The organism is Streptomyces asoensis (assembly GCF_013085465.1).
GTDB classification, from domain to species: domain Bacteria; phylum Actinomycetota; class Actinomycetes; order Streptomycetales; family Streptomycetaceae; genus Streptomyces; species Streptomyces cacaoi_A.
Window position 1 is genome coordinate 992,989 of record NZ_CP049838.1, and the last position, 25,578, is coordinate 1,018,566.

Consider the following 25,578-nt stretch of genomic DNA (forward strand, 5'->3'; position numbering starts at 1 on the left):
ACAGGGAAACCGAACGGGGAGTCGCGCGGTGCAGGGTCACCCGGCCGGCTCATCACCGGGCCGGGTGAGATCCGGCGGGTCAGCCGGTCAGCGACCGGATCGTCTCGGCGGTACCGGACGGAACCATGTGGTCCCACGGCAGAGAATTCCGCCATCGCCGACGCACCTCCGTGCCGGTGACGAGTTTCTCCGTTCTCTGCCAGAGCACCAGGACGTCATAGCCGGCGGCTTCGGCCAGAGCCTGTTTCTCACGCCCCCAGGCGTCATAGACGGTGAGTGCCACGAGGTCGCACGGGCCGAGTGAGGATCGCAGCGTGGTGGGGGATCGCAGATCGCAGGGCACGATGCGTGGACGAAGGTGCGGAGTCAGCCGCGCCAGGCTGGTCGAAATCATCGCGGAGCGCTGCTCGTAGGTGAACGGGTTCGCCTCGTCGCTGGAGCGTTTCGGGTCGGTGCCCGTGTGCCGGGTCCGCTCCGCCGAAGGATTGGTGATGCCGACGGTGAGACGGGCGCTGTGCCGACCGGCCTCCGTCAGGTACTCGAAGTGGCCCCAGTGAAAGGGCTGAAAACGTCCCATGACGGCGACCTCCGGCACCAGGCCTCCTATTCCGCCACTGCCAGAGCGAAGAGCCAGTCGACATTGCCGGACGAGCGCGGCTCGACGGCCTCTTCCATCTGAACGATGGAGAAGGAGTGCCGTTCCAGCAGTTGCCTGAGAAGGGTGGGGGTGAACAGCTGGAAGAACCTTCCGCCGAGGCCTTCCCCCGTATCGATGACGTTCACCCCGGAGCCGGCCTTGACCAGCACGTAGAGCACTCCGCCGGGGGCGAGGACGCGCCGGAACCCGGCCACGGCCGCGTCCGCTCCCAGCCCGTGCGACACCAGGGGCAGATGGTGGAGCGTGGCGTGGTTGCGGATGCAGTGGAAGCAGCCGTCCTCGATCCCGCCGAGGTCACGCATGTCCGTGACCAACACGCCATCCGGGCCGATGCGTCCTTCGTCCTGGGCACGGCGCAGATACTCCACGAAACCGTCGGCGTTCTCCAGGGCGACAGCCTCGATGTCGGGTTCACCGGCGAAGCGCAACACGTCCCGCCCGTAGCCCGCCCCCACGTCGAGCAGCCGCCACTGCGGCGCTGCCCCGAGCGAGAGGCTTCCGTCGGCGATCCTCGAACGCACCCGTTCCAAGAGCGTCGTGGTCAGATATTCGTCCCATTTCCAGGGCTGGGCCTCGCGTGCTTGCTCGTAGGACGCGCTCTGCTCGGTGTACGCCGCCGCGGTCGCCCTGACGACTTCGTCAACGGCCGCGGACACGACGTCTCTTGTGAGAACGCCGGGGTCGGCCTGGTCCTGCTCGATCACCCGCATGGCGTCCTGGAGATTGCCCATAGGTCTCTCTCTTTCTGTCTGGCTCAGGTTTGGGCTCGTGAGAGTGCCGCCGCACCCAGTGCAGCCGACAAGCTGACATCACCAGCCGGGTCGACAAGCGTGACGCCGGAAGGAAGCAAGGCAAGTTCGTGCCGTACGAGTCCCGTGAACATCTGACGGTAGGGCAGTTGGCGAAGGTTCCTGCCGCTCAACACCAGGTCGGCCGGCGACCAGAGAGTGCTCACCAGGTGCGCCAGCTCCGCGACGGTACGGGCTGCCGACCGGGCCAGCCTCATCGCCACAGGGTGCCGGCGCACAGCCGCGAGGCAGTAATCCTTGTAGTCGGCCTGCGGCAGGTCGGCGAGCCGCCTGTAGGCCTCCGTCACACTGGCGGCCCCCAGGGCGTCACGTGCCGTGCCGTGGAGCCCGGTCATGGGATGGGCAAGACACTCGGGCGGAGGACTCGCGGGCAGGCACTTGGCCAACTGCATGGGCAGGGCCGACACCTGGTGGGTTCCCAGGGCCAGTCCGGAAGCGAACGACGTACCGAGTTTGAGAGCGAGCAGTGAGCGGCCCTCCCCGGGGGGCCGGGCGAGGGCCTCGGCGGCCGCGACCCCCTCGCCGTCGTTCCAACTGTGAACCGGGCATCCGAGGGCCTTGGTCAAAGCGCTGTCGAGTTCGCCCGCATCCAGCAGGTCGAAGACTTCGCCTCCGCCTTCCGTCAGGATCGACATCGCACGCAGACCGATCGACGTGCGGGGTGCCGACCATGCGATGCCCACGCCTCGGACACCGTGGGAGAGTTCGTCGCCGGTCAGCAGTTCGACGAACGACCGGAGCGAGATTCCGGACAGTGCGGACCCCTGCCCCGTGCCCAGCCTCGTCTCCCGGCTGCCGACCACCGTGCCGCCGCAGACGCGGACCAGTCTGAGGTAGTGCCCGCCGACGTTGATCCCGAGCAGGGGATCAGGACCTGCTTCCCCTTCGAGCGGGCTGAATCGGTGCACGGGCATGGCCACGGTGCTCGGCACACCCTCGCTCAGCCTGACGGGTACACCCGATGCCCGGTACCACCAGTCGCGCCAGCTGCCCGTGGGATCCGCCCGCTCGAGAGCGGCACTCACCGGGTCCCGCCTTGACGCCGGGTTGATCACGATCTCCCCGGAGCCCTGCACATTGACCAGGTTCACCAGGCCCCTGGCGGCGTCCGCCGCGGTTCCGTCGACGGTGAGAGACGCGTAGCGTCCCGTCATCCGCTGTCCTGTCGCTTCCACATCGCGTCCTAGGGAACGGCTTGGAATGTTTCGGTGTGACCCCACAGGTAGTCGAATGACGCCTTCAGCATGTGGTAGCCGTGGGACCCGGAACGGAAAAGGATCATCGGCAGTCGAACCGGTGCCTCCGGCGCCAAGATATTCGGGGAGAAGAACGCGACACTGGGGAATATGACGACGGTGCAGTAGGGCGCCGGCATAAAGCGACGAAGAGTGATGTAAGGCCCTGAGGTCGCGCATACGTTGAGCACCGTGGCGATGGTGGATTCCGCGTCCCGCTCAGTCTGAGGCTTCTGCCCAGCGGCGAGATTCGGCTCCTCGATCGACGTCCTCTCCCACACTGCCGGACTGTCTGACCGTTCGATCAGCGCCCGCATATGGACAGCGCCGTTCGCGTTCCGCAACATGCGCTCGATGTCCCGGTAGAAGGGACCCAGCGGATTGAAGAACACTCGCAGGGTCGGCCCCATGATGCATATCTCGCCGCTCTGATGCGAAAGGAATTCCTCGGAAAGTCTTTTCTGAGCGTTGTCCTGGTTCGAGTTGGATTCGCGGTCCTTGTACACCCGGGTGATTCCTGCATCCGACAGTTCGTTGAAGAGGCGCCATACCTCGTCCCCGAGCCACCGCTCTTTCAGCTTGTCGTACGCGAAGGAGACCAGGATGGGGAAAAGCACCGCAGAGCCCAGTGACTGGAGTGTCACGGAGACGGTGGTCCACACCACACCCTCCGTGGCAACGGAAATGGCGACACCGACCGTGAACACGAGGAGACCCGCGACGGCACCGATGACGAGAATCCGGCGGGGAGGAGCTCCTGCACTCATGCGTTGCCCACCTTCGGCGCTGTCGAAGCGATCACCTGTTCACGCCCTCACTCGGACGGCTCCGGGCCTTCCCGATGTCACTGTCCCGATGACCGCCGCGAACTGCCGTGCCTTCGAGCACGCTTCGAGGAATCGCGCCGCGACTTCTGGAGCCGCGGCGAGCAACAGCCCCCCGGACGTCTGCGGATCGCTCATGAGGAAACGCATGGCCAACGGCGTTCGCCCCCAGTCGATCTCCTTTTCCAGCTCGAAGTAGTTGCGCTCCGCGCTGTTCGGGACCACGCCGTGCTCCTCCAGCAGCCGCTCCGCCGCGGGCAGGGCGGGAACGCGGTACAGATCGATGTCGGCGGCGTGCCCTGACGCGCTGAGCATGTTGTGCAGATGCCCGGTGAGGCCGTAGCCGGTGACATCGGTGGCGGCCCGCACGCCGGCCGACACGGCCAGTTCGGCGGATGTCCGGTTCGATGACGCCATGACCGCTTCCGCGGCCGAAGCCGTCTCCGGCCCGACCACCCCTGCCTTCACCGCCGCCATGACGATTCCCGTGCCGAGCGGTTTCGTCAGGATGAGTAATTGCCCGGGCTGTGCGTTGCGAATCAACATCACCTCTCCGGGTCTCGCCGTGCCGACGACGGCGAGCCCGAACAGCGGCATGCTGGAAGTGATCGTGTGTCCCCCGAGAAGCACCGCCGACGCCTCGGAAAGAGCATCGACGGCAGACCGGGTGAGCGCCACCATCTGCGCCTTGCCGACACCCTCAGGCCACCCGAGGACACTCAGGGCGACAAGAGGGGTCGCCCCCATGGCAAATATGTCGGAGAGGGCATTCAGGGCCGCGATACGACCCCAGGTGGCGGCATCGGCAGACACCGGCGTCCCGAAATCCACGGTGACCGCCAGCAGCCGGTCCGGCGCTATTTCGTACAGGGCGGCGTCATCACGGGATCGGCCGTCGGTATGCACACGGCGCGTCGAATTGAGCGTTCCGACCATGTCGTCCACAGCGGACATGAAACCGCTCAGCTTGCGCATGGGTACCTTGCAGCCGCACCCCGCTGCGGGCGAAAGCCCCAGTAAATCGGCTGCCCTTGCGTCAGTCACCGCACCCCCGCCTGCCCACCCGATCCTGCACGCCCCCGACCTGCAACCCGGCTGGGACAGGATGGCACACCGATGACCTCCGGCGTAAGAAGTCGTAAAAAGCCGACTCTGTCCGCATCAAGATCGCATCGATGGCCCGACTTTGTCAGTGGGCTCTGTGCCTCGGCTCGCGCGTGAATCGCCCTTCCAGGGCGTTGCTGATCCCGTGGGGCCGAATCGCTCGGAGCCGTGCGTGGCCTTCGGGACGCGCATCCCCGGCACCGATCAACGCGCCTGAACCACACGCCTCAGAATGCTGCCCGTCTTCTTCCGAATACCGACGACGATGTGCCTGCCGACCGTCTCTCTTCGGGCCACCTGAGAGTCCTCGTCGAGGCAAGCAGGTGACACCCTGCTCGCCGACAGGGGCCAGGACCATCCGGCCCCTCGCGAGCAGATCCACCGCTCACCACCGCCGCGTTCACGCGCGACCAGGCGAACATGGCCGCCGCGTTCCGACGCATGAACGTCTCCCCTGACTTGTCAAGAGCCCTGGCCCAGCGATCCCTTGGCTTCGACCGTGCCGGCGGCCACCACCACGCCAGACAGCACGTGCCCTCACCCCAGTGCCCATACGGAATCGAGCATGTCCCCGCTCCCGTGCCGGAAACCTGCATCACAGCGCACTTCGGCGATCCGACGTCCCAGGAGAGTTCGTAACAAGATCTTGTTGAGGTGCCTGCCCTGGTCTGGCGTAACCGATGTGATGATCCGGCCGTTTGCGTCGTGTGACGACGGCGACCCCAGTCCGTCCTGGGCGGCAAGGCGTACGACTCATACGCTGTGCGCCGTGAACTTCGGCGCCGCCGGATCCTGCCGGTGATCTCCCGCAGGGGCGCCCCGAACATCAAGGGCCTGGGCTTTGCACCAGTTCAAGAGCCTGGCCGTGCGGTGGGCGACGCCTCGACCTCCACAATGCCTTCGTCTCGCCGGGCTGCGGCCTCATCTGCCGGCGACAGCTCAAGAAGGCTGCCGACCATGATCGCAGAAGCCCCCGTGGCGGCAAGTACGCCGGAGCACCCTCTACGCGCTCGCTCGCTACTCACCTGTCTCGTGCTCCGAACGATCCATGGCCGGCGGCTCGTTGTAAGTGATCACGATCGGCGCGTTTGCCTCGGCCCGTACGCGGTCCGACGCCGTCGCGATCTCCTCGTAGGTCCATTCCCTGTGCAGGCGCTCCCCGTGGGCATCGGTGATGTCGATGACCACGCTGGTCCACTCCTCGGCGGGCTGTTCGGGGACGAGTCCCAGCTCGTACGTAGCGTCCTGGAGGAGGGACTCGGTGACACGTATGCCGGTGAGTCTCTCGGCCAGAGCAAGGACGGCCGCCTTCGGGTCGACGTCCGGGGCGCTCTCGTCATGCTCCCCCTCGGAGGTCAGAGGGAAGCCGACTTCCCGCAGCAGGGGGACCAGTTCATCGGGGGTGTTGCCGTCGCGCGACGAGGGGCCCTCGAACGTCGTACGGAGCTCACCGTCCTCGAACCAGTGGAAGAGGTGGATGGGCTTGCCGCCGTTGGTCGAGTGCGCCACGACCCGGCCGCCCTTCGACAAGGTCTCCACGTACGGCGCCGCAATCCCCAGGCCACCGTCGAAGCCGAGGACGAGTGTCCAGTCGCCGTTCTCGCCCGGAGCGCTGAAGGCGCCCGCGACGTAGGACTCGTCCCAGTAGTCGTAATCCACCTCGGCGCGGTGAGCGTCGTCCGCCTCGATCAGCCCGGCCGTTCCCTCCCCAGTGCCGCGTGGTTCCGCCTCCATCGCGCGCAGCACCTCGCACGGGGTCCGCCCCCGTATCAATGTCAGGGTGTATCCGCTCTCCATCATGTGGCGGAAGAGCGGCGAGGTGCGAATCCAGGCGTAGTCGTGCGCGGTCACCAAGTTCATACGGCGCAGTGTGCCTGATGCCTCTGACAACGCCCGGTGCAAGCCGGTTCTTACAGCTGGAGGCACTACGAGCAGTTCTCGCGTCCGACATCGTGTCCGCGTCACAGGCACGCGAGCAGCTCTGCGCCGCGGTGCAAGCCATGGTGAGAAGGTCCGCAGACCCGACGTCAGGCCTTCCGGATCCGGTCGGCGATCTCCGGCCTCGCCGCGAAACCGGCCGCCTTGTACGTGGCGACGCCGCCGACGTTGGAGCTCGGCGTGCACACGCGCACGCTTGACGAGCCCACCTCCCGCAGTGCGGCCGCCCCGGCGACGGTGATCGCCCGGCCATAGCCGCGGCCGCGGTGGTCCGCATGGACGCCCATCGGCTCGACCAGTCCTGGTTTCCCCGGGCCGGCCGACCAGACCGTCACCACCGCCGCGGGGTTGCCCTGGTCGTCGTAAGCACCCAGGCAGCGGGCGTCGGCGTAAAACGGTGCCGCGGACATCTTGTGCCGGTACTCGCGCGTGGGCTTCGTGGTGTCGAACGCGGACCGCAGGACGTCGGCAAAGTCCTGTGCCTGCTCCAGGCCGATCTCCTTGATCCGCACGCCGGGGTCCTCCACCGCTTCGGCGAGGTCGCGGAAGAGCGGCGTCCACGGCTCGTCGACGCCCCAGCCCTCCTTGGTCAACAGGTCGTGGAGCAGCAGGCCCTGCGGCGCCTCGATGCACACCGCTCCTTCCGGCAGCACGCCGCGCTCAGGCAGCGAGAAGTCCTCGACGAGTCGCCGCGCCAAGTCCTCGTCCTGGAACGAGTCGGGAGCGACCGTCATCCGCACCACCGTCGGAGAATCCAGCATCCCGACAGCGAGGATCCGTCCGTCCCGGCTCCAGGTCCGGACCACCGCGGCCGTCTCGGCCGTTCCGAACCGGTAGTTCCAGCCGATGTCCCCGGGATGCAGCTGCATCGGCGCTTCGTCATGCTGCCACTCCCGCAGCGCCGCAATAGCCTCGCGCACCCCGTCGGCCGTCGGCGTACTCAGCACAATCGTCATAGCCGGGATCTGACACCCCGTCTCGGTGGCGTTCAACCGATTAACCGACCAGGCGCTTCAGGGTGATGAGGGCGGGAGGTCGATGGCGAGTCCGGTCCCGGCGAGGAAGCCGTCGAGGACGTCAGGGCGGTACTGGAGGCGCTTGAGTCGGTTGCGCACGAGCGCGGCGAGTCGGTCGAGGGCGACGCCGGCGAGGTTCGCGAGGCTGTGTTTCACGTGGGCCCACAGGTACTCGACCGCGTTCAGCTCGGGTGCGTAGGCGGGCAGGGTGAACACCGTCAGCCAGCTGCGTGCGTCGATCAGGTCGCGCATCTTGTGGGAGATGTGGGTGTTCAGGCGGTCCCACACGAGCACGATCGGCGCGCCCTGACCAGTTGGTGCACGCCGTCGACGAGGGCGACGCAGTCGCGCTCGGACAAGCTGCGGCGCTCGACCTTGCGTCCGGTGTGGCGTCGCAGCCGGTGGCACAGCCGGGTCCGCGAGCCCGGACGCATCGCGATCAGCCCGGCGACCGAGACCCGCCCGGAGCCGCGGCCGTTCACTTTCACGACCCGGGGTGATGCCGCGCCGTCCCCAGGTACGTCCGGTCGGCGGCCTGCGGGTGAACCCCACCTCGTCCTCGAAGCAGATCCAGCCGCCGCAGGCCGCCCGGGTGGTTCTACCTCCGCCCATGTCACCTCCTTCCAGGAGGTGACGGCCTCCTCGTCGCATTCCGCGGGCCTGCGGACCGGGACCTGCGGCGTGAACCCGATCCGGCGCATCAGCCTCGTCGCACCCAGGACGCTGTAGGAGACGTGAAACTTCCTGCCGATCAGCGTCACCACCCGCGCCCCAGTCCACACCTGGTCCTGGTCCCAGCCGTGCGCGGCCGGCCCCTGCTCCAGGTAGCCGGCCGGCTTCTCCCGACACTGCGGCGACAGCGTGCGGCGCTGCCCGCTCGCGCCCCGGGAGGCCAACGCCTCGGCCCCGCCTTCCCGCCAAGCCTGCTGCCACTGGTAGGCAGACTTCGAGCTGACCCGCAACTGGCGGGCGACCTCTGGCGGGACGACCCCTTCCGCATAGCGCATACCAACGAAGTGCCGCGCAAATCACCGTCAGTCAGCCGCACAACCCAGCCAACCACCTCGAAGCCGAAGTCAGTAACCCATTTTCTGTGCTCGTCTCCTCGGTGGGGTCGCCAGACGAAGCGACCAGATGCCCCCTGGCAGTGAGCTCGATGGCGCCGGTCGCCTCGCCGGAATCTTCCCCCCTTTTCCCGAGCGCGGCAAAACATTGTCGGCATCCAAGCGGCGCGCACGCCATAAGGCAGGCGGGCACCGGGAGCGCAATTGGCGATATACGGAACGACGGAATGCATGATGCGCCCTACGGTCAGCCGTCATGGATTCAGTCACAGGGCCATGGCTTGCCAAGTAAGTCAAGACTTACCTTTAGGGAACTTTGACCGTATGGTGTGGCTCGAATCGAAGGAGCCTCCTGTTGTCGAAAATGAATGATCCCGCTGTGCGTGCGGTTGAATCGGAGCGGGATTATGTGTCCTCCTTATATGAGTTGCTCACCGAGCGGCTTTCCGAGGCGCGAGTACACCGAGCGAGCGTACTGAAAGCCCCGGCGGAAAACGCCGGTGAGGCATACGAGAGAGAAATCGCCGCCGAGCGTCTGGCCAAGGAAATCGGCCGGCTGGAGGGTGCCGAAAAGGGGCTGGTCTTCGGGCGCATCGACCGGACGGATGGCACGGCCCTGCGCATCGGGCGGATCGGACTGCATACGGAGGAGGACGACCTGCCTCTGCTCGTGGACTGGCGCGCGAACGCGGCGCGGCCCTTCTACGAGGCGACACCGGTCCACCCGATGGACCTGCGGCGGCGCCGGCACCTGCGCCTCGAGGAGCGCACGGTCATCTCGGTGAGCGACGAACTGCTGGACGGGACCGCCCCGACCGACGAGGACGTCGTGGGGGACGGCCCGTTGACCGAGGCTTTGTCGGCACGGCGTACGGGCAGGATGCACGCGGCCGTCGCGACGCTCCAGGCCGAGCAGGACGAGATCGTCCGCTCCGCCCACCGCGGGGTGACCGTGGTGCAGGGCGGGCCCGGCACCGGCAAGACGGTGGTCGCCCTGCACCGGGCGGCCTATGTCCTGTACGCGTTCCCGCGCGCCGCGGAGGAGGGCGTCCTGGTGGTGGGCCCGAACGCCCGGTTCCTCGACTACATCTCCCAGGTCCTTCCCTCACTCGGAGAGAACGACGTCGTTCTGGCGACCTGCCGGGAACTGGCCGGAGTGTCCACGGACACGGTGGACCCGTTCGATACGGCACGCCTCAAGGGCAGCTCCGACCTCGCCGACGCCTTGGCCGGCCTGCTGCGCGTCCACCAAGCCCCCGCCGGTGACTTCACCGTGCGGGTCGGACGGGAACTGGTTCACCTGTCCGGCGAGGAAGTCGCCACGGCACGCGACGCCGCCGTGGCAGCCGCACCGGGGCACAACCCCGCGCGCCAGGTGTTCAGGGAGCTCTTGGTCGACGCCGTCACCGACGCGATACAACGGGACATGGGCGACCTCCTGGAGCAGATCGACGCCGATGCCGAAAGGATGACGGGCATCAACCTCGACCGGTTCACGGGAGCCGCCCAGCGCCGTGCCGAAGGTGCGGCCGACTCGGGTCCGGTCCACGAGCTGGACCTGGACGCCATCCGAGCCGATCTCCTCGACGACGCCGGCGTCGACCGAGCGGTCGAGGTGTTGTGGCCGCGGCTGGTACCCGGTGACCTCGTGAAGGCGCTCCTGACGAACGCCGACGCTCTCGCCGAGCACCTGCCCCGCCTGACCGCGCAGGAGCGGTCCCTTCTCCTGCGCGGTCCGGACGACCCGTGGACCGATGCCGATGTGCCGTTGCTGGACGAGGCGGCGAGCCTGGTCCACGGCTCCCCCGAGCGGACGTACGGGCACGTCGTCGTCGACGAGGCGCAGGAACTGACCGCCATGCAGTGGCGGATGATCGTCCGCCGCTGCCCGGCAAGGGCGATGACGCTGGTGGGTGACTTCGCCCAGGCAGGCCCGGTCACGACAGCATGCGACTGGAAGGAAGCACTGAGCCCTAACGTCGGACCGCGGTTCAAACTGCACCACCTGACCGTCAGCTACCGCACCACGCAGGAGATCCTGGAGAGCGTCCGGGACCTGCTCACGCGGATCGCTCCGGACCAGAAGCCCACACGGTCACTGCGAAGCGGTGAGAGCCCTCGCACCGTGACCACATCTCCGGACGGGTTGGTCACCGCCGTCGTTCAGGAACTCCGCGCCCAGAGCACCGCGCAGCCGGGCGAGCTGCTGGGAGTGATCTGCGCGGACACCAGGGTGCGCGAGCTGACGGCCCAGGGCATCGCTCACCACGCACGCGTCGTGCCGGCGTCCGAAGCACGCGGCCTGGAATTCGACGGGGTGGTCGTCATGAACCCCGAGGAAATCATCACGGCCCGCCCCGGTGGGGAAAGGGACTTGTACGTAGCCCTGACCCGGGCCACCAAGCGCCTCTGCACAGTCACCGTCCAGCCCGCCTGACGACTTGGCGCCCGCGTCGTCGCCGCGGGCGCACGCGGCGCGGTACAGACACCGGCCGGCGCGCAGGGCTGCTCGCCGCCTCACCGGATCCTTGGCCCACCACCGAGATCACCTGCTGATCGTAATATTACGTATGTCAGGCCATGGATTAGTCTGGAGTGCGAGGCAACGGCCTTACGGAGCGAATGGAGGAAGCTCGTGGTGCGTTACGCCAAGGAGCACAAGCAGGTGACGCGGCAGCGCATCATCGAGAAAGCCGGCCAGCGATTCAAGCAGGACGGCATCGACGGCTCGGGCGTCTCCGTGCTGATGTCGGATGCAGGGCTCACCAACGGAGCCTTCTACGCCCACTTCGCATCCAAGGACGATCTCGTCGCCCATGTCGTGGCCGCCGAACTGCGCACGCAGGTCGCGAAGTACGACACCCTCCGGCCCGGCCGCCCGGGACTCGAGGACCTTGTTCGCGAGTACCTGTCTCCCGAGCATCGGGACCACCCCGGCCTCGGATGCCCCTCCGCCGCCCTGCTCGACGAGATCGGCCGCTGCGAGGACGGGACCAGGCAGGCCTACAGCGACGGCGCGCGGGCCATCCTGGAGGAGATCTCCGCCCGCCTGACACCCGAGGACCCGCGGTCCGCTCAGGCCAAGGCCATCGGGCTGTTCACCATGCTGGTGGGGACGATGCAGCTGTCCCGCGCCCTGTCCGACCAGAAGCGCGCCGATGAGGTCCTTGAGCTGGGGATCGAGAACGCTCTCGCGTTCATGGGGTGAGACGGAAGGCGAGGTCGCATCAGTGAACGGGTACCTCGAACCGCTCACCCAAAAGGCGCCACGGCCCTGAGGCGCCACCCTCGGCCCAGACTACGACCGCACCACACGCCTTTTACCGCTCGAGGAATTCGAGAGCCGTCTCCACGAACTGCCCGTGGAACTGGAAGATGCCGCCATGGCCGGCGTCGGGGTAGAGGACCAACTCGCCGTTCGGCACTCGCCGCGCCAGGTCGACCGAGTTCCGGGTCGGAACCATCCTGTCGCTCTCGCCGTTTGCGACGAGCACCGGCTGGTGGATGACCGAGAGGTCGTGGGGCCGCTCCAGCCCCCAACGGTGAATGGCCTTGAGCTGAGCGCCGTACGACGTGAGAGAGATCGCCTTGTCCCTGCCTTGGGTGCGCTCCTTCAGGCGGGCCAGGAACGCCTTCCCGGCCCGACGCCCATTGGCGGTACGGGTGAAGAAGAGGAACTGCTTCGGGTCCTGAAAGGTGAGCAGCCCCCGAACGGTGTCGAGATGGGACAACCGGGTCACGTCCTTGATGCCCTCGCCCCCCGCCGGACCGGTACCCGTGAGGATCAGCTTGCGGACGAGGTCCGGATCGGTCTGCGCGATCACCTGGGCGATCATGCCGCCCATCGAGAAGCCGTGGAGATCGACGTACTCGAGCCCGAGCGCCCGGATGAACGTGACGGCGTCCTTCGCCATCGCCTGGACGGTGCGCGGCGTCGAACCGCTGGAAGCACCGACACCCCTGTTGTCGAAGGTGACGACATGACGCTTGGCGGCGATGCCGTCGACGACCCGGGGGTCCCAGTTGTCGAGAACCGCGGCGAGGTGGGTGAGGAAGACCACCGGGACGCCGGACCGGGGACCGAGCTCGCGGTAGGCGAAGGTCACCCCGTCGGCGGTGATGGTGCGGGTCGGTGCGTTCTTGTACGACGTCACGACGTCGCCTCGTACTTCCTGTGAGTCATTCACGGTCGTGCCCTTCGGCGCGGGGGTGTTCCCCTGGCGTCTCCCGGCTGCGGATGCAGTCTGCGGGGGTCGACGGTCAAAGGCCGCGGACATCGGAACCCTGAGCGGTCGAGCCTCTCAGCATCACGTCGACCATTGAAGTATGACCGTAATTCTATTAGACCGCAAGCCTGCGAGTTCCAGAGATGACGTCTTCGTCGGAGTCGACTCTTCAGGAACCTTCACGACCGCTCGATGTCCGGGCGCACCGTGCCCGACCTGTCGCGCCAGACCTCGGTGCATGACGGCACCAAACATGAGCGAAGGGTGCGTGGGCGACCCGCCTCGAGGCGTCGAGATCCCAGAGGAATCCGGCGCCCTCGGGACAGCGACGTATCGGAGGGCGAAGAAGGAAGGCCCTGGCGGAAGCAGACCGTCGCGCACGCCACGGGCGATGGGGGCGGGCCCGTTGGCGCGCTCCCCGCGCTATGCCGTCGGCGACGATACGGCGGAGCACCGACACGGCCGGCCGCCGGTTCGGGAGACCACGTCGGCGGCCCGGCGCTCATTTCGTACGCGGGCCGAACAGGCCAGTCAGGTCGGGGGTCGGACATCTCCGCGAGGTCCCGGCGGGGACACGGAGTCGGCCACCAGGTCCCGTGGCGGTGACGTTCGCCCATCGCGCGAGCGCCGCCTCACACAAGCCGTGAGGCGGCGCCGCCACGATGCCTCGGCCCCGCCGCCGCCCCGCGTTGCGGGGGCGGCGGCGGGGCCGGTGCGGTCAGGCGGCGAGGAAGTCGGCCACCTGCCTGGTGAAGGCCTTGGCGTACTGGAACAGGAACGCGTGGCCGGCACCGGTGTAGAGCACGAGAGTGGCGTTGTCGAGGTGCTGGACCGCGACATAGGAGTTGTGGGCGGGGATCATCACGTCGTGCAGGCCGTTGGCGTAGAGGACGGGCTGCTTGATCGCCTCCAGTTCCGCCACCACCTCGTCGAAGGGCGCCGCCAGAAGGGTGGCCGCCGCGGTGAGCATGCCCTGGGCCGCCGCCTCGGAGACCGCGGGGCCGCCTGCGGCGAGCCGGGTCGCGACGTGGTCGAAGTGCTCGCGCCCGGAGGCGCGGGCCGTCTCCGTCTCGGGGTAGAACAGGTAGAGCATGTCCTCCAGGTCGGCATCGGGCTTGGCCATGATGCCCAGGACCTTCTCACTGAAGGGCGGAGCGTCGGGCACCCAGCCGGCCGGGCCGCTGCCCGCCACGACGACCTTGCGCACCAGCTCGGGGCGCCGCACGGCCACCCGCTGGGCCACGATGCCACCCAGGGACCAGCCGAGCAGGTCGGCCTGCGAGAGGCCGAGTGCGTCGATGAACTCGATGGCGCCCTGGGCGAATCCCTCGAGGGAGTCACGCGGCTCGCCGTCGGTGTAGCCGACGCCGACGTTGTCGAACACGATCACGTCGTGGTCGGCGGCCAGGTAGTCCAGGAACTCCGGGTCCCACCAGTCGATGGTGCCGCGGAAGCGGTTCAGCAGGACCAGCGGGACACCGCCCTGCGGACCCATCCGCCGGTAGGTGAACCGCGCGGAGGGGCCCTCGACGATGAGGTCCTCGGCCTTGTCTGCCAGATAGGTGCTCATGATGTCCTTTTCCTCTTGACGGGTGCGCGTGACATCTCGCGGGTCTGCTCGCGCGGCACACCGCAGACGTGCCGGAACGGCGGGACGGAGTTCTCTTCGCCGGCGCCCGATGCACTGCACCGGCACTGTCGACCAGGTCACACAGCGGCGGGTGCCGACCCATGCCTGCCGGCTCGTTCCGATCACCCCGGCATCCGCCTCGCCGAGCACTGAGGCGGCGCTGGCCGGGGGCAATTGAATTACATTCATAATACTATGCACGGAGACGATGGACCGCAAGCGAGCCCTCACAGCCGGCCGCACTCCGCGACGCGCAATGAACCCCCGAGCGAGGGGACACGGCGCCACCCGGCACGGCGCCTCGCCGCCGAACGGGCAGCCGTCGGTGCCTCGAATCTATTAAAGTACGATCGCAATACAATATGACGAGGGCGCCCGGCAAGAGCAAGCAGCCCCTCCGACGAGCAAAGGAGCGCGCGGTGCGCTACGGGAAAGAGCACAAGCAGGCGACCCGGCAGCGGATCATCGAGGCGGCCGGACGCCGGTTCAAGCGGGACGGCATCGACGGCTCGGGCATCTCAACCCTCATGACGGACGCGGGGCTGACCAACGGCGCCTTCTACACCCACTTCACATCCAAGGACGACCTCGTCGCCACCGCAATCGCCGACCAATTGCAGGCGCAGAACGCGAGCATCGTCGCGCAGGCGGCACCCGGCCGCGCAGGACTTGAGCAGATCGTGCGCCGGTATCTGTCCGCCCAGCATCGCGACAGCTCCGACGACGGCTGCCCCTCCGCCGCCCTGCTCGACGAAATCCGGCGCTGCACAGACCCGACCAAGCAGGCTTACACCGACGGCGTACTGATGGTCATCGACGGCATCGCCGCCCGCCTGACACCCGACGATCCCCTCTCGGTCCGCACCAAGGCGCTCGGCGCCTACGCCATGATGGCCGGGACACTCCAGCTCTCCCGAGCCCTCACCGACCGGCAGCTTGCCGACGAACTGCTCGAACAGGGCATCCACAACGCCTTCGCCCTGCTGGGCGTGGAACACGGGCACTCCGGACCCGCGATGTGACACACCCGCACCCCCTTGCGGTCCACCGACCCGGCACATGACATTACGATCATAATCTCAAAGGTTGCGACGTCCGGCCGACACCCAGGGAAGCCCTGGATGCCCAGGAATCCCGCGATGCACATCACCCCCGTCCACTTGCGGACGAGACACGGAGACGACGATGAGGGCCTTCACGGTAGAGCACTACGGCGACAAGGCCGGCGTGCGGGCCGGTGAGGTGCCGGACCCGGAGGTGGGCGCGGACGACGTGCTGGTCCGGATCCATGCCGCGAGCGTCAACCCGCTCGACCGCATGATCCGGGACGGGGAGCTGAAGGCGATCCTGCCGTACCGGCTCCCGGTCGTCCTGGGCAACGACCTCGCCGGAATCGTGGTCGAAGTAGGCGCGGCCGTCACGCGCTTCGCGGTGGGCGACGAGGTCTTCGCGCGGCCCGACAAGGACCGGATCGGCACCTTCGCCGAACTCATCGCGGTGCACCAGCGCCGCCCAAGGTCGTCCTGCACCGCGGCCGGCGACGACATCGGTTCCCATGAACACGCAGTTGCGAGCTTCCAGCGATGAGGCGGCGGCCACCGGGTCGGCCGTACGGACCACGGCGTTGCTCTCGCCGGTCAACGGAGCGTTGGTCGCTGTCAGCTCGTGCGCCTCGACCACCCGGCAGTCCGCCGGCACCGCGTCCCCGGCTTCCAGCACCACCATGTCGCTTCGTCCCAGCCTGGCAGACGCACGTTGTCGGGCTGCCGCGTGCGGCGACAGGCGGAGCGACACCGCGGGGGATCAGTGCCGCTCCTGCTCACCCGGTGCGATGAATCGTCCATGCGGCTGACGGCGGTGATGGCCCCACCTCCTGGGGCCGAACGCCCCCGAGCATGTCAGCGGCTGTCGCTCCCTTCCGTCGCGGGCAGGGCGGCCCTGCCGGCCTCCAGCCGCGCCACCGGGACACGGAACGGGGAGCAGGAGACGTAGTCCAGGCCCGCCGCATGGAAGAAGTGCACGGACTCGGGGTCGCCGCCGTGTTCGCCGCAGACGCCGATCTTCAGGTCGGGGCGTGCGGCGCGGCCCTCGTCGACCGCGATCCGGATGAGTCGGCCCACTCCGTCGCGGTCGAGGGTCTCGAAGGGGGAGGTGGCGAAGATGCCCTTGTCGAGGTAGGCGGAGAAGAACGCGGCCTCGACGTCGTCGCGGGAGAAGCCCCACGTGGTCTGCGTCAGGTCGTTCGTGCCGAAGGAGAAGAACTCGGCCTCCTCGGCGATCCGGCCCGCGGTGAGCGCCGCCCGGGGAAGTTCGATCATGGTGCCGACGGGGCAGTGCAGGGGCACGCCCGTCTCGGCGGTGACCTCGGCGAGCACCCGCTCCACCTCCTCGCGGGCGAGCCTGAGTTCCTCGACCGCGCCGACCAGCGGCACCATGATCTCGGCCTCGGGGGAGCCCCCTGCCCTCATTCGTGCCACGACCGCCTCGGCGATCGCCCGTACCTGCATGGCGACCAGTCCAGGCACCACCAGGCCCAGCCGCACGCCCCGCAGACCGAGCATCGGGTTCTCCTCGTGCATGCGGTTCACCGCGTCGAGCAACTCGACGTCGTGCGGGTCCGGTTGCTCGCCGCGGGCCTCGGCTGCGGCGATCCGTACGGCGAGTTCGGTGTGGTCGGGGAGGAACTCGTGCAGCGGCGGGTCGAGCAGGCGGATGGTCACGGGCAGGCCGTCCATGGCCTCCAGGATGCCGGCGAAGTCCTGCCGCTGAAGTGGGAGAAGAGCGTTCAGCGCCTGGTCGCGTTCGGCGTCGGTGCGGGCCAGGATCATCCGCTCGACCAGCTTGCGCCGCTCGCCGAGGAACATGTGCTCGGTACGGCACAGACCGATGCCCTGCGCGCCGAAGCGGCGGGCGCGGGCCGCGTCCTCGGGGGTGTCGGCGTTCGCCCGGACCTCCAGCCGCCGTACGGAGTCGGCGTGCTGGAGGGCGCGGGCCACCCCGGCCACCACGCTGTCGGACTCTTCGCCGGTCTCCAGGTAGCGCATGGCGGCGGAGGCGACCAGCGGGACTTCACCCGCGTACACGGCGCCGACGGAGCCGTCCACCGAGATGACCGTGCCCTGCTCGACGACGGTGCCGTCGGGGGTGGTGAACCGCCGGGCCTCGGTGTGCACGGTGAGTTCCTCCGCGCCGCAGACGCACACCTTGCCCATGCCGCGGGCGACGACGGCCGCGTGGCTCGTCTTGCCGCCCCGGCTGGTCAGCACGGCTTCGGCGGCCACCATGCCGGGCAGGTCGTCCGGGGTGGTCTCCTGGCGGACGAGCACCACCTTCTCGCCGGCCGCGGCACGCCGTACGGCCTCGGCGGAGTCGAACACCGCCGCGCCGACCGCCGCACCCGGGGAGGCCGGAAGCCCGTGGGCGAGCGCGTCGCCGGTGACGGCGGTGTCGAAGCGGGGGAACATCAGCCGGGCGAGGCCGTCCCCGCCGACCCGGGCCAGTGCTTCCTCCGGCGTGATCTGCCCTTCGTCCACCAGTTCGGCGGCGATGGCGAACGCGGCTTCGGCGGTCCGCTTGCCGACCCGGGTCTGGAGCATCCACAGCGTGCCGCGCTCGATCGTGAACTCGATGTCGCAGAGGTCGCGGTAGTGGCGCTCCAGGGTCCCCATGTGGTCGAGCAGCCGCCGGTACGAGTCCGCGTCCAGCCGCTCGAGATCGGCCAGCGGCACGGTGTTGCGGATGCCGGCGACGACGTCCTCGCCCTGGGCGTTGGAGAGGTAGTCGCCGTAGAGGCCGGGCCGCCCGGTGGCGGGGTCGCGGGTGAAGGCGACACCGCTGCCGGAGTCGGTGCCCCGGTTGCCGTACACCATGCGCTGTACGGTGACGGCGGTGCCCAGGTCGTCGGGGATGTGCTCGCGCCGGCGGTACAGCCGGGCCCGTTCGCCGTTCCAGGAACGGAAGACCGCGAGGATCGCCAGGCGCAGTTGCTCGGCGGGGGACTGGGGGAACTCCTGTCCCGTCTGGTCGTGGATCAGCCGCTTGTACGTCTCGACGAGCCAGGCGAGGTCGTTCGCGTCGAGGTGCAGGTCGTCAGGGGCTTCGCGGGTTTCCTTGAGCAGGGTCATGGCCTCGTCGAACAGGGCCGAGTCGACCCCCATGACCGTACTGCCGAACATCTGAACGAGTCGGCGGTAGGAGTCCCAGGCGAAGCGGTCGCTGCCGGACGCCTTGGCCAGTCCGAGGACGGATTCGTCGTTGAGGCCGATGTCCAGGACGGTCTCCATCATGCCGGGCATGGAGAACCGTGCTCCGGACCGGACGGACACCAGCAGCGGATCGTCACGCTGGCCCAGCAGGCGCCCGGCGGACTTCTCCAGGACGGAGAGGTGCCGGGACACCTCCTGCAGCATGCCCTCCGGTTCCGAGCCGCTCGCCAGGAAGGCCCGACACGCCTCGGTGGTCACGGTGAAGCCCGACGGGACCGGCAGGCCCAGCCGGGTCATCTCGGCCAGGTTGGCCCCCTTGCCGCCGAGCAGGTCGGCCATGTCACGGCCGCCGTCTGTGAACTCGTACACGTAACGGACCATGACGCCGGTCTCCTCGCTGTGTCTGCGGACTCGGTACGACTACAGCGTCCGGCGGGGATCGGCGGCGGGGACAGGTGCTGTCCGTCCCGTCCGGTGGGCCGACCGGCCCCCTTTGCACGACAGGGTCCGGCCTGTGGCGGGCACGCCGACGGGCGTGGCGACTCGGCCGGTTCCGCTTACACCCCGGACTGGCGACCGTTACCGTGGCACATGGTCGGACCAGTGGGTGTCCGTTCGGTGAGCGGACTTGGAGGAACACAGGTGGGAAGCCCCGGGGAAGCCCGTGTACGGCTGCCTCAGCTCAGGCTGGACGAGCTGCTGGAGGAGTTGCAAGCACGGCTGGACGCCGCGCGAGGCACTCGGGACCGGGTGCACAGCCTGCTGGAGGCCGTGCTCTCGGTCGGCCGGGAGCTAAACCTTGAGCAGGCCCTCCACAGCATTGTCGAAGCGGCTGCGGTGCTCGTCGACGCGGAGTACGCCGCGCTGGGCGTGATCGGTCCTGACGGCAAGCGGTTGTCGGCCTTCCACACCATCGGGGTCACCGAGGAGCAGATCGCCGCGATCGGCCCCTACCCCGAGGGACACGGCATCCTCGGAGAGCTGATCCGCCACCCGGAGCCTCTTCGGCTCGCGAAGATCTCCGAGCACCCGGCCTCGTACGGCTTCCCGCCCCACCACCCGCCGATGAACACCTTCCTCGGCGTCCCGATCCGGGTCCGCGACCAGGTGTTCGGCAACCTGTACCTGACCGAGAAGCGCGGCGGTGGGCAGTTCGACGAGGAGGACATCTCCGTCACGCTCACCCTGGCCGTCGCGGCCGGCGTCGCCATCGACAACGCCCGGCTGTACGCCGAGTCCCGGCTGCGCGAGCGCTGGCTTCGGGCGAACGCCGAGATCACCCACAGCCTGATGGCGGGTGGTGGGCGCACCGAGGTCCTTCGCCTGATCGCCGAGCGGGCGGGCGAGATCACCGAGGCGGCGCTGGCGGCGGTCGCCCTGCCCATGGAGGACACCGGGTCGCTCGGCGTCGAGATCGCCGTCGGACTGGACGCCGACGCGCACCGGGGGCTCGTCCTGTCGATGGACAGGAGCCTGATGGGACTTGCCTTCTCCGGAGCGGCTCCGGTCACCAGCGAAGACGTCGCCCACGATGAGCGGATCTCCCTGGAGCCTCCGCGCTTCGGGGGGCTGGGCCCCGCCGTGGCCATGCCCATCGGTACCGGCGACGCGGGTGTGCGTGGTGTGGTGCTGCTGGCGCGGGAAGCCGGCCGGCCGGTGTTCACCACGACGGAGACCGAGACCTTGCAGGTATTCGCCGCGCAGGCCGCCGTCGCGATGGAGCTGGCGGAGCGCCGTCAGGACGCCGAGCAGATCGCCGTGCTCACGGACCGCGACCGCATCGCACGCGACCTGCACGACCTCGCGATCCAGCGGCTCTTCGCCACCGGCATGACGCTGCAGAGCGCGGGCCGCTTCATCGAACATCCCGAGGCTTCCGAGCGCGTGGCGCGGGCTGTCGACGACCTCGACGAGACCATCAAGATCATCCGCTCGACGATCTTCGGCCTCCGCACCCGCGAGGGAGCCGACGGCACCGGACTGCGGGCCCGCGCGATGCGGGTCGTGGGGGAGGCGGCGCCGGTCCTGGCCTTCGCCCCCAGTGTGCGGATGGAGGGCCTGCTGGACACCGATGTGCCGAAGGAGGTCGCCGATCATGTCGTGGCGGTCCTCTCCGAGGCTCTGACCAACATCGCGCGTCACGCCCGTGCCGACCGGGCCGAGGTGGTCCTCACGACCGACGGGCGCGAGGTGCGGTTGTCGATCACGGACAACGGCGTCGGCATTCCGCCCGAGGGCCGCCGCAGCGGACTGCGGAACATGGCGGAGCGGGCCGAGCAGCTGGGTGGTCGCCTCGAACTGGCGAAACCTTCCGGCGGTGGCACCTCGCTGATGTGGCGGGCACCGGTGCAGGAAGGTTAGGCGTCCGTCCCACACCGCTGCGGCGCGACGCCGTAGGGCGCCGATCGCTCGACGAGGTACGTCACAGCAGGTCACTCCGCTCCGAGGCGTGCGGAGAGGTGGCAGCGGACGTCGACGACGCCCTCGACGGCCCGCGCCAGGCGTTCGGCCACCGGTACCAACCGCGGGCCGTCCACCCATCCCGTGAGGGTCACGACGCCCTCGGCCACCTCGACCCGGATGTGGTCGGCGGACAGCGGGAACAGGCGGTCGACGACCTCATGGCGCACCTCCTCGGTGAGCTCCTCGTCATTGCGCAGGAACACCTTGAGCAGATCCGAGCGGCTGACGACGCCCTGGAGCATGCCCTCGTCGTCGATCACCGGCAGCCGCTTGACGCCGCGCCGGGCCATGATGCGGGCCGCCTCGGCCAGAGTGGTGGTGCCGTGCACGGTGATCGCCGGGCTGCTCATCAGTTCCTCGGCAGTCACCGCGCCGGCCTTGGCCAGGTCGGACAGCCTCCGCTGCTGGGTGAACCGGTCCGGATCGCTGTCCCGGAACTCTTCCTTCGGCAGCAGATCCGCCTCCGAGACGACGCCGATCACCCGGCCCTCGCCCTCGAGCACGGGGAGGGCGCTGACCTTCCAACGCTCCATGAGCTGGACGATGTCCTTGAACAACGCGTCGCGGCCGACGGCGATGACGGCGCGTGTCATCACGTCGCTCACGACGTGCGGGCTGCTGTTCATGGTCTCCTCCTCGAAGGGTCGGATGAGGCCAGGAGACGCGGGCCGAGCCGCAGCTGCGCCCCGCGTCCTCGCGCGTGGCCGCCTGCCCGGGCTCGGCGTCGTCCCTGCCTCGCTCGCGTCGCGCACGCCGACCGCTGGGACGATCCGGCTGCCGTTCGGTGTTCAGGACCATCGGCAGACCCGGTCTCCGGCGCACTCGGTCTCCGGCGCCGGATGTCCGGGCCAGGTCCAGAAGGCGCCGCGAACACAGGACGGGAAGGGCGTCACCCGCTTCTCGCGGATCCTGATTGCGCGGTGCACGACCGCCGTCGATCGCTTCTCCGCGTCTGTGTCGCGCCCCTCCCGTCGTCTCCACCACACCACGGAGGGCCGCCCGGCCACCAGGGCCGATCGGCCCCGAACGATCTCCTGGAGTTGCTCGTCGGGGGAACAGGGCGATGACGGGCCGGACCTGGGAGTACGAAGGCTACGGCCCGGCGGACGAACGCCCGCGGGAGTCGCTGTGCACGCTGGGCAACGGATACTTCGCCACTCGCGGGGCGTTGCCGGAGTGCACGGCGGACGACGTGCACTACCCCGGCACCTACGTCGCCGGCTGCTACGACCGGTTCACCACGGACGTCGCGGGACGCCGGGTGGAGAACGAGGACATGGTCAACCTCCCGAACTGGCTGCCCCTGCGGTACCGCCTCGCCGGGCAGCAGTGGCTCGGCCCCGACACGGCCGAGGTCCTCCACCACCGGCAGGTGCTGCATCTGGACTCCGGACTGCTGGAGCGCAGTACGCGGTACACGTTCGGCGAGGGCCGGTCGCTCACCGTCCGGCAGCAACGTCTCGTACACATGGCAGACCCCCATCTGGCCTGTCTGCGCACCGACTTCAGGGCCGAGGGCTTCTCCGGAGACCTCGAGGTCGAGGCGGCTCTGGACGGCGGAGTCGCCAACGCGGGGGTACCGCGCTACCGGGAACTGGACGGCCACCACCTGACCCACGTGCACACGGGTACCGCCGCGCCGGACACCGTGTGGTTGCGCTGCCGGACCCGCACCTCCGACGTCCGGATCGGCATGGCGGCCCGGCTGACCGCCGAAGCGCCCGTCGTCACCGCCCGGCACAAGGGACCGCGCGCCGGTCGGCGAGTGCGCGTGAGTCTGCTGCCGGACCCGTACGGTCACCGTCGTCAAGACCGTCGCTCTGCACACCTCCCGGGACCCCGCGATCAGTGACCCGCTGGACGCCGCGATCCAACGGGTGGGCGCGGCACCCGCCTTCGACGAGTTGCTCGAAGCACACCTGACCGCCTGGGACCAGCTGTGGCGGAGGGCGGAGCTGGACGTCCCCGGCGAGGCGTACCGCGGCCATGCCTCAGCGTCGGTGAGGCACCGGGCCCGGCCCTGAGTGCTCAGGAGCCGAGGTCCACTCCGTACAACGTGTGTCCGCCGACGAGTTCACGCCCCCGGACCAGCTCCGGGTCGATGCGGACGAAGACCTCCCGCGGCGCGGGCACCCAGGACCGCGGCCCCGCGCTCAGGAGCCGCGTGTGCTCGGCCGGGTCGGTGATCAGGGTGGCGGTGCCGGTGACCACGACGCTCCAGCCGGAGTGGGCGGCGGCATCGACCGCGTCGGCCTCGAAGGCGACCACCGCCCCGTCGATCGCGCCCACCAGCTCCGACGTCGCGGAGGTTCGCAGCAGGATCGCGTCGTCGCCGTCCAGACAGAAGTTGACGGGCAGCACTGCGGGCAGCGCCTGCCGGGTGTGGACGATACGCCCCACGGGGACCGTGCCCAGCAGGCGTACGCACTCCTGTCGGTCGAGTTCGCGGAATCCGTCGTTGGCGTACATCTGCCTTCTCTTCTCTCGCATCTGATGACGCGCACCCGATGAGGGGGCGCACCGCCGCGTCCATGGTCGGACCGCACGGCACGCCGTGGCCAGGGGCCATCGGTCCCGGGCCGCCCTGAGAAGGGCCCGGTTCAGACGGTGATCCGGCGCCCGGTGACGGAGTACGGATCGATCCGCACCCACATGTCGCGCCGGCCGCCCGCCCATGGTGTGCTGTGCGCCCGTGCCGCGAGGCGGTTCGCTTCGTGGACGTCCGTCACCAGGCGCGCGCGTCCCCGCACCAGTACGCTCCAGCCCTGGCTGAACGCCGCGTCGATGCGGTCGATCTCGAAGGCCACCGAGCAGCCGGCCGCCAGCGCCGGCGTCGCACCGCGGGCGGTCCTGAAGACGATCGTGCCGTCGATGACGCTGTAGTTGACGGGGACGATCACCGGCCCGGATGCCGTGGGCACCGCGAGCCTTCCCACACCGTGGGTCGAGAGCAGGTCACCGCACTCGGTCCTGCTCAGCTCGGTGAATTGTGGATCATGCCCGGCCTGTCCGGGTCCGGGGGGCAGATCGGCGTCGCCTCCGGTGAGCGCCGAGAGCGTGGTCTCCAGAGCAGCCGCCAGCTTGAGCAGTGCGGCTCGGCTCGGGGCGGCGTCGGAATGCTGCTCCAGGTGACGCAGATAGCCGGGGTCCATGTCCGCTCGGGCGGCCGTCTCCTCGTGTGTCAGTCCGAGTTGGAGTCGGCGTGCGGCGAGTCGGCGACCCAGGTCACCCGAAGGGAGCCGCTCCGTCGCACTCGCGTGTGTCTGTTCGGCCATGGCTCGTCACGTCCTCTCGTCAGGCCGCCGGGACGGCAACTTCCTCGTGCGGCTGTTCGCCGAGCACCACCTTGAGCGCGCCGGTGTCGGCGGCCCGGGCGAAGACGTCGTACGCCTCCTCCATGCGGTCCAGCGGGAAGGTGTGGGTGACCAGCTGTGCGGTGGGCAGTCGGCCGGCGGCGGCCATGCGCAGCAGGGTCGGGGTGGAGTGGGTGTCCACCAGGCCCGTGGTGATCGTGACGTTCTTGATCCACAGGTCTTCCAGGTGGAGCGTGGCGGGCTTGCCGTGGACTCCGACGTTGGCCACGTGACCGCCGGGGCGCACCATCCGCGTGCAGAGCTCGAAGCTCTCCGGCACGCCGACCGCCTCGATGACGACGTCGGCGCCGAGCCCGTCGGTGAGGTCGGCGATCAGCTGCTCGGGGTCCTCGCGCGCGTCGGCCACGGCGTCGGCGCCGAGCCGCCGGGCCGCTTCCAGCCGGGACGCGGCCAGGTCGACGGCGACGATCCGCTCGGGCGCGAACAGTCGCGCCGTGATGATCGCCGCGAGGCCGATGGGGCCCGCTCCGACGACGGCGACGGTGTCGCCCGGGCGTACGTGGCCGTTCAGGACGCCCACCTCGTACGACGTCGGGAAGATGTCCGCCAGCAGGACGGCATCCTTGTTCTGCACCGCGCTGGGCAGGGCGTGCACGGACAGATCGGCGTAGGGGACGCGGACGTACTCGGCCTGAGTGCCGTCGATCAGGTGGCCGAGGATCCAGCCCCCGCCGCCCCGGCACTGGCCGTAGGCGCTCTCGCGGCAGAAGCGGCAGCGCCCGCAGGCACTGATGCAGGAGACCAGCACACGGTCGCCCGGACGGACGGTCCGGACGTCGCCGCCGACCTCCACGATCTCGCCGACGGCCTCATGCCCCAGGACCGTGCCCGGGCGCACCTCGGGGACGTCGCCTTTGAGGATGTGCAGGTCCGTGCCGCAGATGGTGACGGCGTCGACCCGCACGATGGCGTCGGTGGGCTCCTTGACGGCCGGGTCCGGGACGTCCTGCCATGCGGACTGCCCGGGACCGTGGAAGACAAAGCCTTTCATGACCTTCCTCACCCTCGTCGGTCTCGTGCGTTGCGGAGCCG

The 25,578-nt window shown here is 69.1% G+C and carries 19 protein-coding genes and 4 pseudogenes; 6 read left to right on the forward strand and 17 right to left on the reverse strand.

The window, feature by feature from the left end; all coding sequences use genetic code 11:
• Window positions 1–79: 79 nt before the first annotated feature.
• The 9 genes and pseudogenes from G9272_RS04555 to G9272_RS04595 all read right to left on the reverse strand — a co-directional run.
• Entirely contained in the window at window positions 80–577 is a 498-nt protein-coding gene (locus G9272_RS04555; RefSeq protein WP_171395329.1) for an adenylyltransferase/cytidyltransferase family protein, read from the reverse strand.
• A gap of 26 nt (window positions 578–603) precedes the next feature.
• Complete coding sequence (locus G9272_RS04560; RefSeq protein WP_171395330.1) at window positions 604–1,389, reverse strand: class I SAM-dependent methyltransferase; 786 nt, start codon at window positions 1,387–1,389, stop codon at window positions 604–606.
• A gap of 23 nt (window positions 1,390–1,412) precedes the next feature.
• On the reverse strand, window positions 1,413–2,558 hold the full coding sequence (locus G9272_RS04565; protein ID WP_171395331.1) for an ROK family protein: 1,146 nt from the start codon (window positions 2,556–2,558) through the stop codon (window positions 1,413–1,415).
• A gap of 92 nt (window positions 2,559–2,650) precedes the next feature.
• On the reverse strand, window positions 2,651–3,469 hold the full coding sequence (locus tag G9272_RS04570) for a hypothetical protein (protein ID WP_171395332.1): 819 nt from the start codon (window positions 3,467–3,469) through the stop codon (window positions 2,651–2,653).
• Between the two features lie 39 nt (window positions 3,470–3,508).
• Window positions 3,509–4,570, reverse strand: coding sequence for a selenide, water dikinase SelD (gene selD / locus G9272_RS04575; protein ID WP_301272117.1), 1,062 nt, complete (start codon window positions 4,568–4,570; stop codon window positions 3,509–3,511).
• A 1,077-nt stretch (window positions 4,571–5,647) separates the two neighbouring features.
• A complete protein-coding gene (locus tag G9272_RS04580) occupies window positions 5,648–6,490 on the reverse strand; it encodes a DUF6461 domain-containing protein (protein ID WP_171395334.1) in 843 nt (280 codons plus the stop codon).
• A gap of 167 nt (window positions 6,491–6,657) precedes the next feature.
• A complete protein-coding gene (locus G9272_RS04585) occupies window positions 6,658–7,524 on the reverse strand; it encodes a GNAT family N-acetyltransferase (protein WP_171401837.1) in 867 nt (288 codons plus the stop codon).
• 57 nt (window positions 7,525–7,581) lie between these two features.
• Window positions 7,582–8,235: a transposase gene (locus G9272_RS04590; RefSeq protein ID WP_437184252.1), complete on the reverse strand. Its 654-nt coding sequence runs from the start codon at window positions 8,233–8,235 to the stop codon at window positions 7,582–7,584.
• A gap of 26 nt (window positions 8,236–8,261) precedes the next feature.
• Window positions 8,262–8,591 (reverse strand): annotated as a pseudogene (locus G9272_RS04595) (winged helix-turn-helix domain-containing protein); the annotation flags it as partial.
• Between the two features lie 466 nt (window positions 8,592–9,057).
• Here G9272_RS04595 and G9272_RS04600 point away from each other — a divergent pair.
• Together G9272_RS04600 and G9272_RS04605 are read left to right on the forward strand one after the other, a co-directional pair.
• On the forward strand, window positions 9,058–11,085 hold the full coding sequence (locus tag G9272_RS04600; RefSeq protein ID WP_171395336.1) for a HelD family protein: 2,028 nt from the start codon (window positions 9,058–9,060) through the stop codon (window positions 11,083–11,085).
• Between the two features lie 198 nt (window positions 11,086–11,283).
• Window positions 11,284–11,856 (forward strand): TetR/AcrR family transcriptional regulator, encoded by a 573-nt coding sequence (locus G9272_RS04605; protein WP_171395337.1) that lies wholly within the window; start codon window positions 11,284–11,286, stop codon window positions 11,854–11,856.
• 112 nt (window positions 11,857–11,968) lie between these two features.
• Here G9272_RS04605 and G9272_RS04610 read toward each other — a convergent pair whose 3' ends face one another.
• Together G9272_RS04610 and G9272_RS04615 are read right to left on the reverse strand one after the other, a co-directional pair.
• Window positions 11,969–12,802, reverse strand: coding sequence for an alpha/beta fold hydrolase (locus G9272_RS04610; protein WP_253267704.1), 834 nt, complete (start codon window positions 12,800–12,802; stop codon window positions 11,969–11,971).
• A 790-nt stretch (window positions 12,803–13,592) separates the two neighbouring features.
• Window positions 13,593–14,444 carry an alpha/beta fold hydrolase gene (locus G9272_RS04615; RefSeq protein ID WP_171395339.1) on the reverse strand — a complete coding sequence of 284 codons (852 nt, stop codon included), beginning with the start codon at window positions 14,442–14,444 and terminating at the stop codon, window positions 13,593–13,595.
• Window positions 14,445–14,923: 479 nt separating this feature from the next.
• Here G9272_RS04615 and G9272_RS04620 point away from each other — a divergent pair, with 479 nt between their 5' ends.
• Together G9272_RS04620 and G9272_RS04625 are read left to right on the forward strand one after the other, a co-directional pair.
• Entirely contained in the window at window positions 14,924–15,526 is a 603-nt protein-coding gene (locus tag G9272_RS04620; RefSeq protein WP_253267705.1) for a TetR/AcrR family transcriptional regulator, read from the forward strand.
• A 163-nt stretch (window positions 15,527–15,689) separates the two neighbouring features.
• Window positions 15,690–16,010, forward strand: a pseudogene (locus tag G9272_RS04625) (alcohol dehydrogenase catalytic domain-containing protein); the annotation flags it as partial.
• Window positions 16,011–16,088: 78 nt separating this feature from the next.
• Here G9272_RS04625 and G9272_RS04630 read toward each other — a convergent pair.
• Window positions 16,089–16,229: pseudogene (locus tag G9272_RS04630) on the reverse strand (hypothetical protein); the annotation flags it as partial.
• A gap of 173 nt (window positions 16,230–16,402) precedes the next feature.
• Window positions 16,403–19,090 (reverse strand): pyruvate, phosphate dikinase, encoded by a 2,688-nt coding sequence (ppdK, locus tag G9272_RS04635; RefSeq protein ID WP_171395341.1) that lies wholly within the window; start codon window positions 19,088–19,090, stop codon window positions 16,403–16,405.
• Between the two features lie 261 nt (window positions 19,091–19,351).
• On the opposite strand from ppdK, the gene G9272_RS04640 reads away from it, so the two are divergent.
• The gene (locus tag G9272_RS04640; RefSeq protein ID WP_171395342.1) at window positions 19,352–21,070 is read left to right on the forward strand and encodes a GAF domain-containing sensor histidine kinase; all 1,719 of its coding nucleotides are present in this window, start codon (window positions 19,352–19,354) and stop codon (window positions 21,068–21,070) included.
• A 71-nt stretch (window positions 21,071–21,141) separates the two neighbouring features.
• On the opposite strand, the gene G9272_RS04645 is transcribed toward G9272_RS04640, so the two are convergent.
• Complete coding sequence (locus tag G9272_RS04645; RefSeq protein WP_171395343.1) at window positions 21,142–21,798, reverse strand: CBS domain-containing protein; 657 nt, start codon at window positions 21,796–21,798, stop codon at window positions 21,142–21,144.
• 437 nt (window positions 21,799–22,235) lie between these two features.
• Between G9272_RS04645 and G9272_RS04650 the strand changes: the two are divergent.
• A pseudogene (locus G9272_RS04650) lies at window positions 22,236–23,154 on the forward strand (glycoside hydrolase family 65 protein); the annotation flags it as partial.
• Between the two features lie 46 nt (window positions 23,155–23,200).
• Here G9272_RS04650 and G9272_RS04655 read toward each other — a convergent pair.
• From G9272_RS04655 to G9272_RS04665, 3 genes are all read right to left on the reverse strand, one after another.
• Complete coding sequence (locus G9272_RS04655) at window positions 23,201–23,641, reverse strand: pyridoxamine 5'-phosphate oxidase family protein (RefSeq protein WP_142267602.1); 441 nt, start codon at window positions 23,639–23,641, stop codon at window positions 23,201–23,203.
• A gap of 131 nt (window positions 23,642–23,772) precedes the next feature.
• The gene (locus tag G9272_RS04660; RefSeq protein WP_171395344.1) at window positions 23,773–24,447 is read right to left on the reverse strand and encodes a helix-turn-helix domain-containing protein; all 675 of its coding nucleotides are present in this window, start codon (window positions 24,445–24,447) and stop codon (window positions 23,773–23,775) included.
• 19 nt (window positions 24,448–24,466) lie between these two features.
• Window positions 24,467–25,537 carry a zinc-dependent alcohol dehydrogenase family protein gene (locus tag G9272_RS04665; protein ID WP_171395345.1) on the reverse strand — a complete coding sequence of 357 codons (1,071 nt, stop codon included), beginning with the start codon at window positions 25,535–25,537 and terminating at the stop codon, window positions 24,467–24,469.
• Between the last annotated feature and the right edge of the window lie 41 nt (window positions 25,538–25,578).

Coding starts and splice junctions, on each gene's coding strand:
- G9272_RS04645 (WP_171395343.1), bottom strand. CDS start 21,798: ATGAACAGCAGCCCGCACGTCGTGAGCGACGTGATGACACGCGCCGTC.
- G9272_RS04665 (WP_171395345.1), bottom strand. CDS start 25,537: ATGAAAGGCTTTGTCTTCCACGGTCCCGGGCAGTCCGCATGGCAGGAC.
- G9272_RS04560 (WP_171395330.1), bottom strand. CDS start 1,389: ATGGGCAATCTCCAGGACGCCATGCGGGTGATCGAGCAGGACCAGGCC.
- G9272_RS04590 (WP_437184252.1), bottom strand. CDS start 8,235: ATGCGACGAGGAGGCCGTCACCTCCTGGAAGGAGGTGACATGGGCGGA.
- G9272_RS04585 (WP_171401837.1), bottom strand. CDS start 7,524: ATGACGATTGTGCTGAGTACGCCGACGGCCGACGGGGTGCGCGAGGCT.
- ppdK (WP_171395341.1), bottom strand. CDS start 19,090: ATGGTCCGTTACGTGTACGAGTTCACAGACGGCGGCCGTGACATGGCC.
- G9272_RS04660 (WP_171395344.1), bottom strand. CDS start 24,447: ATGGCCGAACAGACACACGCGAGTGCGACGGAGCGGCTCCCTTCGGGT.
- G9272_RS04615 (WP_171395339.1), bottom strand. CDS start 14,444: ATGAGCACCTATCTGGCAGACAAGGCCGAGGACCTCATCGTCGAGGGC.
- G9272_RS04570 (WP_171395332.1), bottom strand. CDS start 3,469: ATGAGTGCAGGAGCTCCTCCCCGCCGGATTCTCGTCATCGGTGCCGTC.
- G9272_RS04555 (WP_171395329.1), bottom strand. CDS start 577: ATGGGACGTTTTCAGCCCTTTCACTGGGGCCACTTCGAGTACCTGACG.
- G9272_RS04655 (WP_142267602.1), bottom strand. CDS start 23,641: ATGTACGCCAACGACGGATTCCGCGAACTCGACCGACAGGAGTGCGTA.
- G9272_RS04580 (WP_171395334.1), bottom strand. CDS start 6,490: ATGAACTTGGTGACCGCGCACGACTACGCCTGGATTCGCACCTCGCCG.